This is a genomic window from Mycobacterium intermedium, from assembly GCF_002086275.1.
Taxonomy (GTDB): domain Bacteria; phylum Actinomycetota; class Actinomycetes; order Mycobacteriales; family Mycobacteriaceae; genus Mycobacterium; species Mycobacterium intermedium.
Map to the genome: position 1 here is coordinate 14,141 of NZ_MVHT01000091.1, position 13,639 is coordinate 27,779.

The window sequence follows — 13,639 nt, forward strand, 5'->3', positions numbered from 1 at the left end:
GAGGAAGCGTGATCAGTTCCAACAATTGCGACGAGGCGCCTGCGCACTGGCGCACCGGAAGGGGACCCGATGACCGCAATTGAAGACGCAACCGAGTCGAAGAAGACTGGAAAGGTGCCGCCTCGCTATGCGTGCGGTGAGACGTTCGTCCCCAAAGGCCGCTACATCGATCCCGAGTTCTTGCAGCTCGAACTCGACCATCTCTTCACACAGGTGTGGCAAACGGCGTGTCGGGAGGAGGAGATTCCCGACCCCGGAAGTTACTACGAATACACGATCGGCCGGCAATCGATCATGGTGGTGCGGCAGAAGGACAGGAGCATCAGGGCCTTTTACAACGCGTGCACCCACCGCGGCATGAAGGTGGTGCGGGGACAAGGATGCGCGGTCGACGGCGAGCTCCGCTGTGGGTTTCACGGCTGGCGGTACGCGCTCGACGGCCGCTCGTCGTTCGTCCCGTGCCGCGACGAGTTCCTCAACCGACCAAGAGAGCAGTGGGCGTTGCGCCCGCTGTCGGTAGGGACGTGGGGCGGTTGGGTGTTCATCAGCATGGCCGAGAATCCGCCGGATCTCCTCGACTGGCTGGACCCGCTTCCGACAGCGCTCGCGCCGTTCCGGTTGGAAGACATGCGTTTCCGGTGGCGCAAGCGAACCCCGTTGGCCGCCAATTACAAGACCGTCATCGACGCGTTCATCGAGGGTTACCACTCGCCCGGCACCCACCCGCAGACCGTGCGGAGCGATCAGGGCGTGCGGGCATCGACCGCACCTGCGGCACCCCACGAGTTCATCTACGCGCCGTACACACCAACCACTTTGTACCGGAACCACTCACGGTTCACCTACACCGTGCGGCCCGACAGCAACGGCGGCGCTGCACGCGCGGAGCGGGAGTCATCACCAAAGATCTTCGCGAATGGGATGCAGTACCAGTATCTCGAGATCAACTCCCTGGTGACAGAACGCGATTATCGCGTCGCGAAGCAGATGGCCGACATGGAACCCGGGCCGATCCCACCCTTCGTGATCTACCACCAGATGTGCGAGGAGCTCGCCATTGCCGAGGGTGTCGATTACCCGAAGATGTCGATGGAAGAGTACTTCGCTGGCAACGGCGACTGGCACGTCTTCCCAACCCTGGTCATCCTCGTAGAGAAGTCGTGCGTGCTGGGCTACCGGATGCTTCCCGACGCCGAAGACCCCAATCGCTGTGTGTTTGAGATGTTCTCGCTGGAGCACTTCGCGCCTGGTGAGGTTCCGGAGTCCAGCTGGCTCGAGTTCGAGCGTTGGCAGGACCATGATGGCTGGGGCGAACTGCCCACGCAGGACCTCATGAACATCGATGCCATCCATGCGGGTATGCACTCGCGTGGATTCGAGGGACTGTGGCTCAACACCAATCAAGAGATGTCGATCCGCAACGAGCACGCGATCGCCGACCGCTTCATCTTCGGCGTCGACGACTCCGATGGCTGAGGCGCCCCTTGGCGAGGATGACCCGCCGCGGCGGACAAACCCCATGCCTGCATGCTGATTGATGAGCTGTTCCGGGAAGAACGACGATTAACACCCAATTACGTTGTCGGAGAAGGTAGTTATGCCAGTCATACAACAAGGTGACCTTGAGATCGCTTATGAGATCATCGGCGAAGGTGAGCCATACATCCTTACCGGTGGCGGCCGCTTCAGCAAGGATGCTGGGGGAATTCGCGAGATGGCCGAAGCGCTCGCTGATCGGGGTAAGCAAGTAGTGATTTACGATCGACTCAACTGTGGTGCGTCAGCGGTGTGTTTCGAAGGCAGCTCGGAGTCGGTGATGCAGGCGGACTCGCTCGCTCGGCTCATCATTGATTTGGGCCTCGGACCGACGGTGTTGCTCGGCGGCTCCGGAGGGGCGCGGATCTCATTGCTCGCTGCGGCGCGACACCCCGAAATCGCTCGTGCCGTTGTGATGTGGTGGGTCAGCGGCGGAGCGTTCGGCAGTATGTCGCTGGCCGAGGTGTATAACTTTCCCTCGATCCGGGCAGCGTGGAACGGAACCATGGCCGATGTAGCCGCCCTTCCCACGTGGGCCGAGGTCATCGAACGCAACCCGCGTAACCGCGACCGATTCCTTGCGCAGGATAAGCACAAATTCATAGAAACGATGGAACGCTGGGCGCATGCTTACTGCGCATGCGGCAACCCACTAGTGGCGGGGCTTTCGAATGAGGAAGCCGCAGCGATCACTCTTCCCATACTCGTATTCCGCAGCGGTGAAAGCGATTACTATCACACCCGCGCGACGTCAGAACGCCTAGCCGCGAACCTGCAGAATGCACATCTCGTCGATCCCGTTTGGGGAGACCGGGAGTTCCTTGACCGATTCGAGGCCAGCCGGGACCGTGGAGAGTCAGTCTGGGCGAACTGGAAGCAGCTCGTACCCCAAATCGTCTCCTGGACAGACGAAGTGCTCGGCTGACGAACTACGCGACGGGGCGACACCTGCTGGCGACACTCCTCCTTGTGTCGGCTAGTCGCCGTGACTAGGGCGCGATTTGGATGATTCCCGGCCCTAGGGAACGCGTCGGTGGCGGCTCAGCGGGGACATTCCCGCCACTGGCTCCGCCACTGCCGCCAGTGCCGCCGCTGCCGGCACCACCGCTGCCGATGCCGCCCTCACCTATGCCGCCACCGCCAGCAGCACCACCCGGCTCAGGAGGGGCGGCGGGAGGTTCCGCCTGTTGTGGTGGGGGCAATTCTTTGGGAGTGGGCGGCGGTTGTTGGGGCGGGGGCGGCACCTCCGAAGGCGGTGGCGGTGGCACCTGACTCGGTGGAGGAGGTGTTTGCCGGGGAGCCTGCGACGGGGCGGGTGCCTGCGGTGGCCGAAGGATATTCACGGGCGGAGGTGGCGTCGGAAACTCCGGCGGCTTGGGCGCAACCGTCTCCCCTGCGGCGAACGTTGCGGGGACCGGCGCCGTCGCGCCGCTTCGTGGGGTGCCTTCCGCGCCCTGCACCCACTCATTGCTTGCGACGGATGCGCCAACTGGCATCGGGTGTGCTACCGACACCATGCGACTTGGTGTCGAACGTTGCTCCTTCCGCCACTTGCCCTGGGAAGCGATTGCGCCATGCGGGTATGCGGCGGCTGGGTAGGAGGGTTCAACCGTCAGGGACGCAAGGTGGACCTGCAGGGAACCGATCTTGCCCTGGTTGGCTGGGCAGTAGACATGCACGGCTGCTGTCACGAAGCGAGAGAAGGTGCGCGTGATGCGGTCGCGCGGATATTCGCGCATTTCCGGGTTGTGCTCGTAGGCGAAGGCTGTCATGGACTCGACGACTCCCTCTGCCGGCGTACCGCCGGAGAGTTCGCCACAAACTTGGTGGGCGACGGGAATCAAGCTCTGCGCATTCTCGAGCGCAGGAATACCCTGTCTGGCAAGCGATGCCAAAAACTCTTCGTCCTGGTTCGGGTCGGCCTTTGCACTGCTGCCATGCAGGATTGCCGCGCCCATCAACATCAGTGTGGCGATAGCCACGGGACCCACTCGGCTAGCGGTGCCGGTGAACATGAGAGTTGTTTCCGTTCTGTAGGTCTTCGGGGTTGGTGTGCTGATCAAGAATCGAATTCAGACCGCCTGAGATACTCTGTGTTTTTATTCCTGTTACATTGGCGTAACATTCGTTTCGGGCAGTGTCAATGGCCAATTGACCGGGATTCACGCCGTCTGAACGTCAGCCGACGGCGGGCTGCATTTCGCGTAGCCGCGGCTTGTTAACGGGGGTGCGGCAGCCATTTATCCGACGCGACTGACTGCAAAAAGTCCGCTCGGCCTTTTTGTCACCCACCCGCGCGCACGGGGGACTCTGGGTGCGGCATCGAGTAACGACTGCGATCCAGGCCAGGCGGCAGCCGTCGGTGGCGCAGGCGACGACGCGAGCGAGCCGTCGACAGGCGCCCCGGTTCGATCCCGGCCGTGCCGTCAGGCGTCGTCGAGTGTGTGGGCGGTGTACCCATCGGCGGCGTGTGGGGGCCAAAGGGCCCACGTTGGGCGCGGGTGGCCGGCTCGGCACCGTCCTCACCCCAGGGCTAATGAGACCGCGTCACCCATGCGGCCCGCTGGGGCAGTGGGCGAAGTCGTCAGCTTTCAGCGGCAGGCCGGTCAGCTATTGCTGTTGCTGGTCCTGGATGATCTTGAGATCAGTGACGATTGTCTCGCTTAGCTGGTCAAGGTTGGCGGGAGACTTCGGCGCAGGCGCCGGGCAGCTACAGGCTGTGGAGCCCGACGGGATGGGATCAGCGATAGCTGGTGCCGCTAAGCCGACAGCCGCAACGGCTCCTAGCGCAGCAGCCACGCCGCCCAGCGCTTTCGTAATCATTTCGTAGGTCTCCTTTTTGGGCTCGATTGAAATCGTAGGCTGTGCCGCTCGTGGATGGCAGCAAACTTTGACCTCAGGCCACGCTTGGCTCCTCCACCGGCGTTCTCCTGATTATGGGAATCATCTCCGGGGCGTAGGCACTAACCGCCGCCGCGACCTGCCATGCAGCCTGATCCGCGGTTAAGTCTGTGTTGTAGTAGATGTCGAGCGCCAAGTATGCGGCAGCTGCCCTGGGATTCGCTGCCTGTCGCACCACACTAGCGGTCTGCCGCCCATGCAAGGCCAGGTCGCATTCGGTGTAGCCGGGTTTAGGACCAATGTTTCTCTGTGCCAGCAACGCAATGTAGAAGTGATCTTGGCTGGTCAGGCAATCGGCTGACGCTGGCGGTGGTGACGCGAGGGCAAATGACATGACCGCGAGCATCAGGACAACAATGGCAGCCCAGAGACGGAAAAAGCGTTTGGGCGAATTCGGAATATCGGCTGCCATTCCTGCCCCTTTCGTTATACCTGCACCCTAAGTCGGCGACTTCAAGCCGGGTAGAGCAGAAAGTCCCCTCAAATGCCGTCAATGGGAGGCCACACATGGAGGCGGTTAACCAGCACTGAGCAGGCACCAGCTAACGCGTCCGACGCGGTGACGACGGCGCACAAAGCAATCGGGCGCGTACCGTAAGCCCGCACCTTGAAACCCACGGTGGAAAGGCGGGTTAGTCGGGTTTGACCCGAGCAGGAGGGGTGCCGCGCTAACGCAGGATTCCTGGTTGGCCGGCGGCCTGTGGTGATGCTTTCGGTTCGGACTGCGGGATGCAGCGGAATCTTCGCCGGCTTTGCTTCGCGAGAACACTGCACGTAATCTCGCGACGGCGGCGTGCCGTCGTGTTTTGCTCGGAGGGGATTCAGTTATGCGTTTGTTCAGCGTTGCCGTACTCGTCGTGGCTGCGGCCATCTTCGGCTCTTCTGTCGCTCCGGTGGCGGTTGCGGCGCCCAAGGACTACTGCGCCGAGCTCAAGGGCAGCACCACCGGGCGCACTTGTGTGATTCAGATCTCGGACCCCGGGTACAGCGTCGACATAAGTTTCCCGGTGGATTTCCCCGACCAGAAGCCGGTCGCCGAATTTATCTCCCAGACACGCGACGCATTCGTCAACGCAGCCAAGTCGGCCGCGCCCCACGACAAGCCCTATGAGCTGAAGATCACGCCGACGGAATACAACTCGGCAATTCCGCCGCGTGGGACGCAGACCGTGGTGTTCAAGGTCTACCGGACCGACGCCCAACCACAGACAACGTTCAAGGCGTTCAACTGGGATCAGACCTATCGCAAGGCGATCAAGTTCACTGCCGCGCGCGACGACAAACAAAATACGCCGTTGTGGCAGGTCGAGGATCCGCTGAAGACCGTGGCGCCCATCGTCCAGGCCGAGCTGCAGAAGCAGCAGGCGCCGACGCCAACCGCGTCACCCGCGCCGTCCGGACAGTCGGCCACGACTACGCCACCACCGTTGGCGATCTCGCCAACTGCGCTCTACGACCCCGCCAACTACCAGAATTTCGCGGTGGTCAACGAAGGGGTGATCTTCTTCTTTGACCAGGGTGCGCTGCTGCCCGACTCAGCCGGGGCGTTGCAGGTGCTGGTGCCCCGGTCGGCGATCGATCCGATGCTTGCTTGAGACTGTGACGCCTCCTGGACAAATATTGCGGCGCGTTTAGCTGGCGCTGACACCGCAACCTTGGCGCCCAGGCTGAGCAACCGCACCGTTGCTGAACCAGCGGCCACGTTCGCCCTGCAGGTAAGTCACTTTTCGTCCAGGTCTTCGGTCTCGACCGAAGCATTGTTTCCGTCCGCAGCGTCGATTGGCCGGCAGCTGCGGGCGCCATTCGGGCCGCCGTGTCGCCCAGGCAACGCGAGGTTGGCGACAGTTAAGTAGTCGGCTACTGAATCCCGTGCCGCCGAACCGTGCCGATAATTCTCATGGCCACCGCCGTGGGGCAACAGCGACGCCAAGTTTGGACGGGACGGGTGCGATGAGATCGATGGAGCCGCCGAAGGTAGTTCAATGATCAGGCGCATCTGGATACCGATCGTAATGGTGGTCGTCGTGGTGGTCGGAGGATGCGCTGTCTGGCGGCTGCACGGGGTTTTCGGCTCACATCAACGTGTTTCAAGTGCCGGCAACCCTGACGTGCTGGTCGCGTTCAACCCCAAGCACGTCCTCTTAGAAGTCTTGGGGCCGACAGGCGCCGTCGCCAACGTCAACTACTTGGATGCCGATGCTCAGCCGCAACGGGTGGACCACGCAACGATTCCGTGGTCGGTCATGATCGTGACTACGTTGCCCGCGGTGATTGCCGACGTGGTGGCCCAAGGTGACAGCGAGGCGCTCGGTTGTCGCATCACCGTCAACGGCGTGGTCCGCGATGAGCGGATGGTGAAATCCCTTCATGCTCAAGCAAGTTGCTTGGTGAAATCGGCGTGAAAAGCGAACATACCGCCGCGAAAATAATCCGGCGATTGTCGATACCAGTCATTCTGTCCTGGGTTGCACTGATCGTCGTCCTGAATATCGTTGCACCACAGCTGCAAGAGGTGTCCAGAACGCACTCGGTCTCGTCGAGTCCCCGCGACGCTCCCTCGCTCATCGCGATGAATCGGATCGGGAGAAACTTCGAGCAATTCACTTCCGACACCACGGCAATGGTTGTCCTGGAAGGCAACGACAAGCTCGGCGACGACGCCCACAGGTACTACGACACTCTGATTGCCAAGCTGTCCCAAGACAAAGCCCATGTCGAGCACATCGAGAACTTCTGGGGCGATACCTTGACCGCGGCGGGTTCGCAGAGCGCTGACGGAAAAGCCGCATATGTACAGCTGAATCTCGCAGGTGATCAGGGCAGTTCGCAAGCTAACGAGTCGGTCGCGGCCGTTCAACGCGTCGTGGACAGTGTTCCGGCGCCGTCGGGGATCAAGGTCTACGTGACCGGACCTGGACCCAGCAACGCGGATCGTGTCATCTACGGCCAGCGCAGCCTGGAAAAGCTCACCGGCGTCACCATCGTGGTCATTGCGATAATGCTGCTACTGGCCTATCGCTCATTTCTTACTGTCGTGTTCGCGCTGGTCACCGTCGGGATCGAACTGCTCGCGCTCCAGGGTGTCATCGCGGTGCTGGCCTTTCACGACCTTATCGAACTGTCGACCTTTGCCGTCAATGTCCTTGTCGCACTCAGCATCGCGGCGTCCACGGACTACATCATCTTCCTAACCGGCCGCTATCAAGAGGCACGCACACTCGGCGCAGATCGAGAAGCTGCCTACCACAATATGTTTCGCGGAACCGCGCACGTGGTCTTGGGGTCAGGATTGACCGTTGCCGGAGCGATGTTCTGCCTCAGCTTTACCAGGCTTCCGTATTTCAATACCCTGGCCGCATCGTGCTCTATCGCCTTGGCAGTCGTGATCTTGGCCTCGCTTACCCTTGCGCCGGCAATGATCGCCGTGACCAGCCGGTTCGGGGCATTCGATCCCAAACGCAAACTCACCAAGCGCCGTTGGCGGCGGATCGGCACGGTGGTGGTCCGCTGGCCCCGCCCGGTACTGGTCGGTGCGGTGCTGATATCGATGATCGGCTTGCTCGCGCTGCCCGGATATCAAACCAGTTACAACGAACGCCGATACATTCCCGACGACACGCCGTCCAACATTGGTTACCGCGCGTCGGACCGTCACTTTTCGCAAGCCCGCATGGAACCCGAGATCCTGATGATCGAGGCCGATCACGACTTGCGTAACCCAGCGGACATGCTGCTGTTGGATCGGGTGGCCAAGGGCATCTTCCACATCCCCGGTGTCGCTCGCGTGCAAAGCATCACCAGGCCGCTGGGTGCTCCGATCGAACACACCTCGATCCCCTTCCAAATCAGCCTGCAAAGCGCCGAGACGATCAAGAACATCCAGTACCTCAAGGATCTGGTGTCCGACATGACCCAGATGACTGACGAACTGCAACACATGATCGAGATCACCCAGCGCATGGAAGATTTGACCAGACAGTTCTCCGCCGTCACACATGACATGGACGGTCACAGCCAGCAGATGCAGGCCAACACCAACGAGTTACGGGACCACATAGCTGACTTTGACGACTTTTGGCGGCCTCTTCGCAGCTATTTCTATTGGGAGCGTCACTGTTTCGACATTCCAATCTGCTGGTCGACCCGGTCGCTGTTCGAGGCCACCGATGGCGTCGACAGGCTAAGCGAGGATGTCGGCAACCTCGTCGACGACCTGGATCGACTCGATACGATCACGCCGCAAATCCTGGCGCAGTTTTCCCCGCTGATCGCAACGATGAAGACGGTCAAGGGCGTTGCCCAAAAGATGACCAGCACCTTTTCCGGGCTGATCACCCAAATGGACGACATGACCCGCAACGCAACCACCATGGGACGAGTTTTCGACGCGACCAAGAACGACGATTCGTTCTACCTGCCGCCCGAAGCCTTCGATAATCCAGACTTCCAACGAGGGTTGAAGCTCTTCCTGTCCCCGGACGGCAGATCAGCGCGATTCGTCATCACCCACCAGGGCATACCCGAGACAGCTGAAGGTATTTCACACATCGACCGGATCATGCAAGCCGCCGGCGAGGCGGTGAAGGGCACCCCTTTGGAGGCGGCGAATATCTACCTATCCGGCACAGCTTCCACCTACAAAGACATCGAAGAGGGCTCGAGGTACGACCTTCTGATCGCGGTGATCGCGTCGCTCTGTCTGGTCTTCCTGATCATGCTGGCCATCACACGAAGCGCGGTCGCCGCCGTTGTCATCATCGGCACGGTCACACTGTCGTTGGGCTCAGCCTTCGGTTTGTCAGTTCTGTTCTGGCAGCACATTCTTCATACGCCATTGCACTGGCTGGTGCTCGCCATGGCGGTCATCGTCATGCTGGCCGTCGGATCGGACTATAACCTGCTACTGGTTGCCCGACTCCAGGAAGAAATCGGGGCAGGCCTCAAGACCGGCATGATCCGATCGATGGCGAGCACCGGCAGGGTCGTTACCACCGCCGGCCTTGTGTTTGCCTTCACGATGGGCTCGATGGTGACCAGCGACCTGCTCGTTGTCGGCCAAATCGGCACCACGATAATGATCGGTTTGTTGTTCGACACCCTTGTCGTCCGCTCCTTCATGACGCCTGCCATTGCAACGCTGCTGGGCCGCTGGTTCTGGTGGCCACGGCGTGTGCACACCGACGCCGCGCAGCTGCCGGCCCGCATCTCCAACCAGCCGATCGCAAGTTGCCGCCCAGTCCATGACTCCGGCGCGCCCGGCTCACCGGACTCCAACGGGCAGGTCGGCAGCAGGCGGCAAGTCGACGTCGTACCCTGACAGCTTCCGTGTGCATCTTTGGTGCCACCGCGGCGATGCCTATCCGCGGCGTTCAGGCCCGACCCGGGTGTTCTGCCGGATGAGCGATCGCGCCTGCTGCAGGTGCTTTGCCGCCCACCTGCGATAGGCTCGCCGCGCCCAGGACATCCGTTGTTGCGAACGCTCCGTCTGTCGCACCAACTCGAGTGCGACATGGTCGGGTTCCTTGGTCCCGATCTCGATTCGGTCGCGACCGCGGATGAACTCCAACACCAGTGCATCGGGATCGAGTAATTCGCGTTCCCATGCCTCGTAGTCATGGAGGTCCGCGATGCCCATCGTGTCGGCGGTATTGCGGAGCACCTCGCCCAGTTCGCCATTCAGCAATTGTCGGAACGCGTCGGCCCCCTGCCGCGGATTGGCGATCATCCACGAGTGGTAAGCCTCTGGCACCTTGTACAGCGTGGCGTCGGACTCGTTGGCGATGTCGCGCGCATGCGGGAACGGCACGATCATGTCTTTTTCGGCGTGCACCACCATCGTGGGCATGCCCTCGTCGCGCAGGGTGTGCAGCATCGGCGTGTAGTCACCGGACTCGACGATGGCTCTGATGCACTCGTCACCCGTTCGCGTATCGTGATTGCCCAGAATGACGTCGGGCAAGCCGAACGTGACGCCCGCGCGGCGCTTGAGCTCGCCGCGGACTTCGATGCGCACTTACCCACCGCAGATGCATTGGAGTGCCTCGCCCATGCGGCCGGTGATGGGCGCAACCATCGCGAAGCGGCGCGACTTTTCGGTGCGGCGGACGCTTGCCGATGCGAAACCGGCGCGGTGAGGTTCAAGGTGTGGGAGGACGGCTATGCCTCCTCGGTCGATTCCGTGCGCAAAGCACTGGGCGACAGTGATTTTGACGCTGCGTGGGCCGAGGGCGCAGGGCTGTCCATTGCGGAGGCGATCGCGTATGCGCTACGCGGCCACGGCGGACGAAACCGGCCGGCGGGCGGTTGGGACGCGCTGACCCCGGCCGAGCTCGACGTAATTCGCTTGCTCGGCGAGGGATTGGCGAACAAAGACATCGCCGCCCGCCTGTTCATATCACCGCGTACGGTGCAGAGCCACCTCACCCACGTCTACAACAAGCTTGGCGTCAGCTCACGCGTCCAACTCGTACAAGAAGCAGCACGACGCAACTGAGGCGGCGAGATCGTCGTGGCCGCCGGCGGACTCCGCGTGTGAACCCGGGGTTCGTGGCTTGGGGTGGCCTTAGAGCCGGTTCAATCTGCTGATCGTCTCAATTTCAGAGTCCCGGTAAGGCCTTCCGTCGGTTCGAACCAGGTCCTGAAACCACGGCTCCGGAACCGTCGTGTACGGATGATCCCACGAGTCCCACGGCAGATAGGTCTGGGTTTTCCCCGCGAACAATCCCCAGACGAACGCTCCTATGTTGTGGCGCTTGGCAATTGGCAAGATCTCTTCAACGGTGTTGCCGCGCGTCCGCGCAAGATACTCGGTGCAGATGATGGGCCGGGCCAGCGGCAGTAGTTCCTCGATCCGAGCCTCAAATCCGGCTGGCTTGTCATAGCAGTGGAACGTGATGATGTCGGAGTTGTCCAGCTGAATGTTGGCGATTGTGCTGCGGCGCTGAGAATCTCCCCATTCGCCGTCCCACACTCCACTCGTCAACGGCTGAGACGGTTCAACCGATCGTGCCCACCCGAAAACCAAGGAAAGCAGATCGGCGACCCGCTCTAGCTTGTCTTTCCGCTCGACCTTGCGGTACTCGCGCGCCGGATTGTCGGGCTCGTTCCAAAGGTCCCAACCCAAAATACGGTCATCCGTACGGAATTGGCTGACCACTCCCGTGACATAGTTGCGCAGGGTACGGCGGTAGTCGAGGTCGTCGAGGTGTTGAGCGCCCGGGCTTTGCACCCAGCCTGAGTTGTGGATCCCGGGTCGCGGTGCGGGTTGCCGACCCAGTTTGGGGAACGGATCCCAACAGGAGTCGAACAGGACAAAGAGCGGCTTGATGCGGTGGCGCGCAGCGATGGCGACGAACTGTGCGAGACGCGCTTGGAATCCGGCGGAATCCTGTGCCCAGAGCAGATCGTGCAGGAAGACCCGTATCGCGTTGAGCCCGTGCGCCTCGGCCCACCCGAGCTCGGCGTCGATGCGCCGTGGGTCGAAGGTGTCGGCCTGAAACATCTCCAGCTGGTTGACGGCGTTCGAAGTGATGTAGTTCGCGCCGACGGGCCAGGCTTGCGTTTCGTACCAGCGATTGGCTCGGTCAGGTGACCACCGGTTTTGCTGTGCGGCGGCACGGGGCACCGGCGTCAGTGTCAGGCCCGTGCCCAGCACCAGGGGGAGCTTCAGTACCGTTCGGCGCCGCACGCAGTGAAACTACTGCCTCGACGGCCGTCTGTGGCCACTAGTTCCAGAAATCATTCATCGGTACGGCGTACAGGTCGTTCATGGTGAGCGTGATGAAGGGGGTTCCCGCCGTCGGACTCAAGGCGTATTCGAGAGTTGACATCAGGCTGTAAAGGTCGTAGCGAGTGTTGGTGACGAAGTGGCCGGTTTGCATTCCGCCATACGTCACGGCGGCCTCGTTCGGGATGACGACCATATTGATGTGGTTGCCTTGGTTGCCGATACCCAACGACAGGTTGTTGTAGTCCTCGTCGAACGTGATGATGATCGCGCTCCGGTTGTTGGCGGCGTTCGTGGTCCAGGTCGGCGAGCTTTGGATGAGGGACACCTGTTCGCGGAGGAACTGGTCGCCGGCGGCGACGTTGTACTGGTGGTTGGTGAGCTGGCTGAGAAGCCAGTTGGCGGTGCCGTCAGGAAAATCGATCGGGCCTTCCATGTTGGTGTGGTCGTTGGCAGCTATCCACGTGAACTTGGGGAAGGTAGCCGGGTTTTGTAGATCGAGGCCCAACTGCGTCAGCGGGAGCAGGTGCTGCTCATGGTAGGCGGTGGTGTTGTTGTAGACGTATGTGAATTGGAGGAAGGGCAGCGAGTCGACGACGTAGTCGCCCGAGTTCACGATGGCGCCCGGGTACGGCATGCCGTCCGCGTAGCCGGCCCAGGTAATGCCCGCGTTGTCCATCGCTTCCATGAGGCTGGGCGCATTGATCGAGGGCGAGGTTGGGTTGTAGATAAGGCCGAAGTCCGATCCGCCCATGATTCGGTAGTAGTTGGGGTCGCTGGGATGACCCAGCGCGTAGAACTGGTTCGCATATCCGTAGCTGTTGATCAGGCTGTTGAAGTACGGCGCGTTGATGCTGCCGAGAATGTCGGCGGCGCCTTTGTTCTCCATGTAGATCAGGAAGACATGGTCCAGTTGGCCGACGTTGGACATTGGCGGGGTCAGCAACGCCGGGACAAGGCTGGGATCGCCGACGGTGAATGACAGGTTGTCCGTGAAGGAGCCGTTGTAATTGCCTAGGAACGGGTTTCGGTCGATGAAGCTCGCGGTCACAACCGCGGAGGTGGTGCCTGCCGGGATCGTTCCGGAAACGTCTCGTGGTAGAAATCCCGTCATTCCCAGTCGGTCGACCGCCGTGACCTGCCCGAGCGAGCCGGTGCCCAGCACCACCCCATCGGCGTTGAGGAAGGAGACCGTCACCAAGGTCGATGATGGGTCCAGGAGGTAGCCGCCTAGCAAGCCGCTGAGCGTGTAAGGCGTTGCGCCGGTGTTGATCCTGGCGGCTGCGGCGGTGAGGTCGACGGTTTGGCTGATGCTGGACGTGGCCACGGGTCCGCCGCCCGCGAAATTGTTGCCGCCACCCGGGATGCTGCCGGGGAAGCCCAAGCCGAGGAAATTCGGCAGGGTCGGGAACGGGGTCGAGGTCGGTGACGGATAAGTGAGTTGGGCGTTGTAGGGGATCACGGTCGGGGTGCCGG

At 61.6% G+C, this 13,639-nt stretch carries 9 protein-coding genes and 2 pseudogenes; 6 read left to right on the top strand and 5 right to left on the bottom strand.

Annotated features, from left to right (window positions below; all coding sequences use genetic code 11):
• Positions 1-69: 69 nt before the first annotated feature.
• Together BST27_RS24680 and BST27_RS24685 are read left to right on the top strand one after the other, a co-directional pair.
• A complete protein-coding gene (locus BST27_RS24680; RefSeq protein WP_069422114.1) occupies positions 70-1,476 on the top strand; it encodes an aromatic ring-hydroxylating oxygenase subunit alpha in 1,407 nt (468 codons plus the stop codon).
• Positions 1,477-1,597: 121 nt separating this feature from the next.
• Positions 1,598-2,461 carry an alpha/beta fold hydrolase gene (locus BST27_RS24685; RefSeq protein WP_069422113.1) on the top strand — a complete coding sequence of 288 codons (864 nt, stop codon included), beginning with the start codon at positions 1,598-1,600 and terminating at the stop codon, positions 2,459-2,461.
• Positions 2,462-2,525: 64 nt separating this feature from the next.
• Here the strand turns inward: BST27_RS24685 and BST27_RS34630 are convergent, their stop codons facing one another.
• Positions 2,526-3,494 (bottom strand): DUF732 domain-containing protein, encoded by a 969-nt coding sequence (locus tag BST27_RS34630; protein WP_276014387.1) that lies wholly within the window; start codon positions 3,492-3,494, stop codon positions 2,526-2,528.
• A gap of 938 nt (positions 3,495-4,432) precedes the next feature.
• Positions 4,433-4,849, bottom strand: coding sequence for a DUF732 domain-containing protein (locus tag BST27_RS24695; protein WP_069422112.1), 417 nt, complete (start codon positions 4,847-4,849; stop codon positions 4,433-4,435).
• 415 nt (positions 4,850-5,264) lie between these two features.
• Between BST27_RS24695 and BST27_RS24700 the strand changes: the two genes are divergently transcribed.
• The 3 genes from BST27_RS24700 (at position 5,265) to BST27_RS24715 (ending at position 9,754) form a co-directional block, all read left to right on the top strand.
• A complete protein-coding gene (locus tag BST27_RS24700) occupies positions 5,265-6,032 on the top strand; it encodes an esterase (RefSeq protein WP_069422111.1) in 768 nt (255 codons plus the stop codon).
• 387 nt (positions 6,033-6,419) lie between these two features.
• Positions 6,420-6,839, top strand: coding sequence for an MmpS family transport accessory protein (locus BST27_RS24710; RefSeq protein ID WP_069422109.1), 420 nt, complete (start codon positions 6,420-6,422; stop codon positions 6,837-6,839).
• Positions 6,836-9,754 carry an MMPL/RND family transporter gene (locus tag BST27_RS24715; RefSeq protein ID WP_372515477.1) on the top strand — a complete coding sequence of 973 codons (2,919 nt, stop codon included), beginning with the start codon at positions 6,836-6,838 and terminating at the stop codon, positions 9,752-9,754. The genes BST27_RS24710 and BST27_RS24715 overlap by 4 nt, the downstream gene beginning before the upstream one ends.
• Before the next feature lie 39 nt (positions 9,755-9,793).
• On the opposite strand, the pseudogene BST27_RS34025 reads toward BST27_RS24715, so the two are convergent.
• Positions 9,794-10,345 (bottom strand): annotated as a pseudogene (locus BST27_RS34025) (alpha/beta fold hydrolase); the annotation flags it as partial.
• On the opposite strand from BST27_RS34025, the pseudogene BST27_RS34865 reads away from it, so the two are divergent.
• Positions 10,346-10,930: pseudogene (locus BST27_RS34865) on the top strand (helix-turn-helix transcriptional regulator); the annotation flags it as partial.
• A gap of 69 nt (positions 10,931-10,999) precedes the next feature.
• Here BST27_RS34865 and BST27_RS24730 read toward each other — a convergent pair.
• On the bottom strand, positions 11,000-12,124 hold the full coding sequence (locus BST27_RS24730) for a glycoside hydrolase 5 family protein (protein ID WP_069422107.1): 1,125 nt from the start codon (positions 12,122-12,124) through the stop codon (positions 11,000-11,002).
• Between the two features lie 37 nt (positions 12,125-12,161).
• The coding region (locus BST27_RS24735) for an alkaline phosphatase family protein (protein ID WP_139805348.1) at positions 12,162-13,639 on the bottom strand (1,478 nt) is incomplete at its 5' end.

What these genes read in the sequence shown, in the direction of transcription:
- BST27_RS24695 (WP_069422112.1), bottom strand. Translation starts at nt 4,849, where the DNA reads ATGGCAGCCGATATTCCGAATTCGCCCAAACGCTTTTTCCGTCTCTGG.
- BST27_RS24710 (WP_069422109.1), top strand. Translation starts at nt 6,420, where the DNA reads ATGATCAGGCGCATCTGGATACCGATCGTAATGGTGGTCGTCGTGGTG.
- BST27_RS24685 (WP_069422113.1), top strand. Translation starts at nt 1,598, where the DNA reads ATGCCAGTCATACAACAAGGTGACCTTGAGATCGCTTATGAGATCATC.
- BST27_RS34630 (WP_276014387.1), bottom strand. Translation starts at nt 3,494, where the DNA reads ATGGGCGCGGCAATCCTGCATGGCAGCAGTGCAAAGGCCGACCCGAAC.
- BST27_RS24700 (WP_069422111.1), top strand. Translation starts at nt 5,265, where the DNA reads ATGCGTTTGTTCAGCGTTGCCGTACTCGTCGTGGCTGCGGCCATCTTC.
- BST27_RS24680 (WP_069422114.1), top strand. Translation starts at nt 70, where the DNA reads ATGACCGCAATTGAAGACGCAACCGAGTCGAAGAAGACTGGAAAGGTG.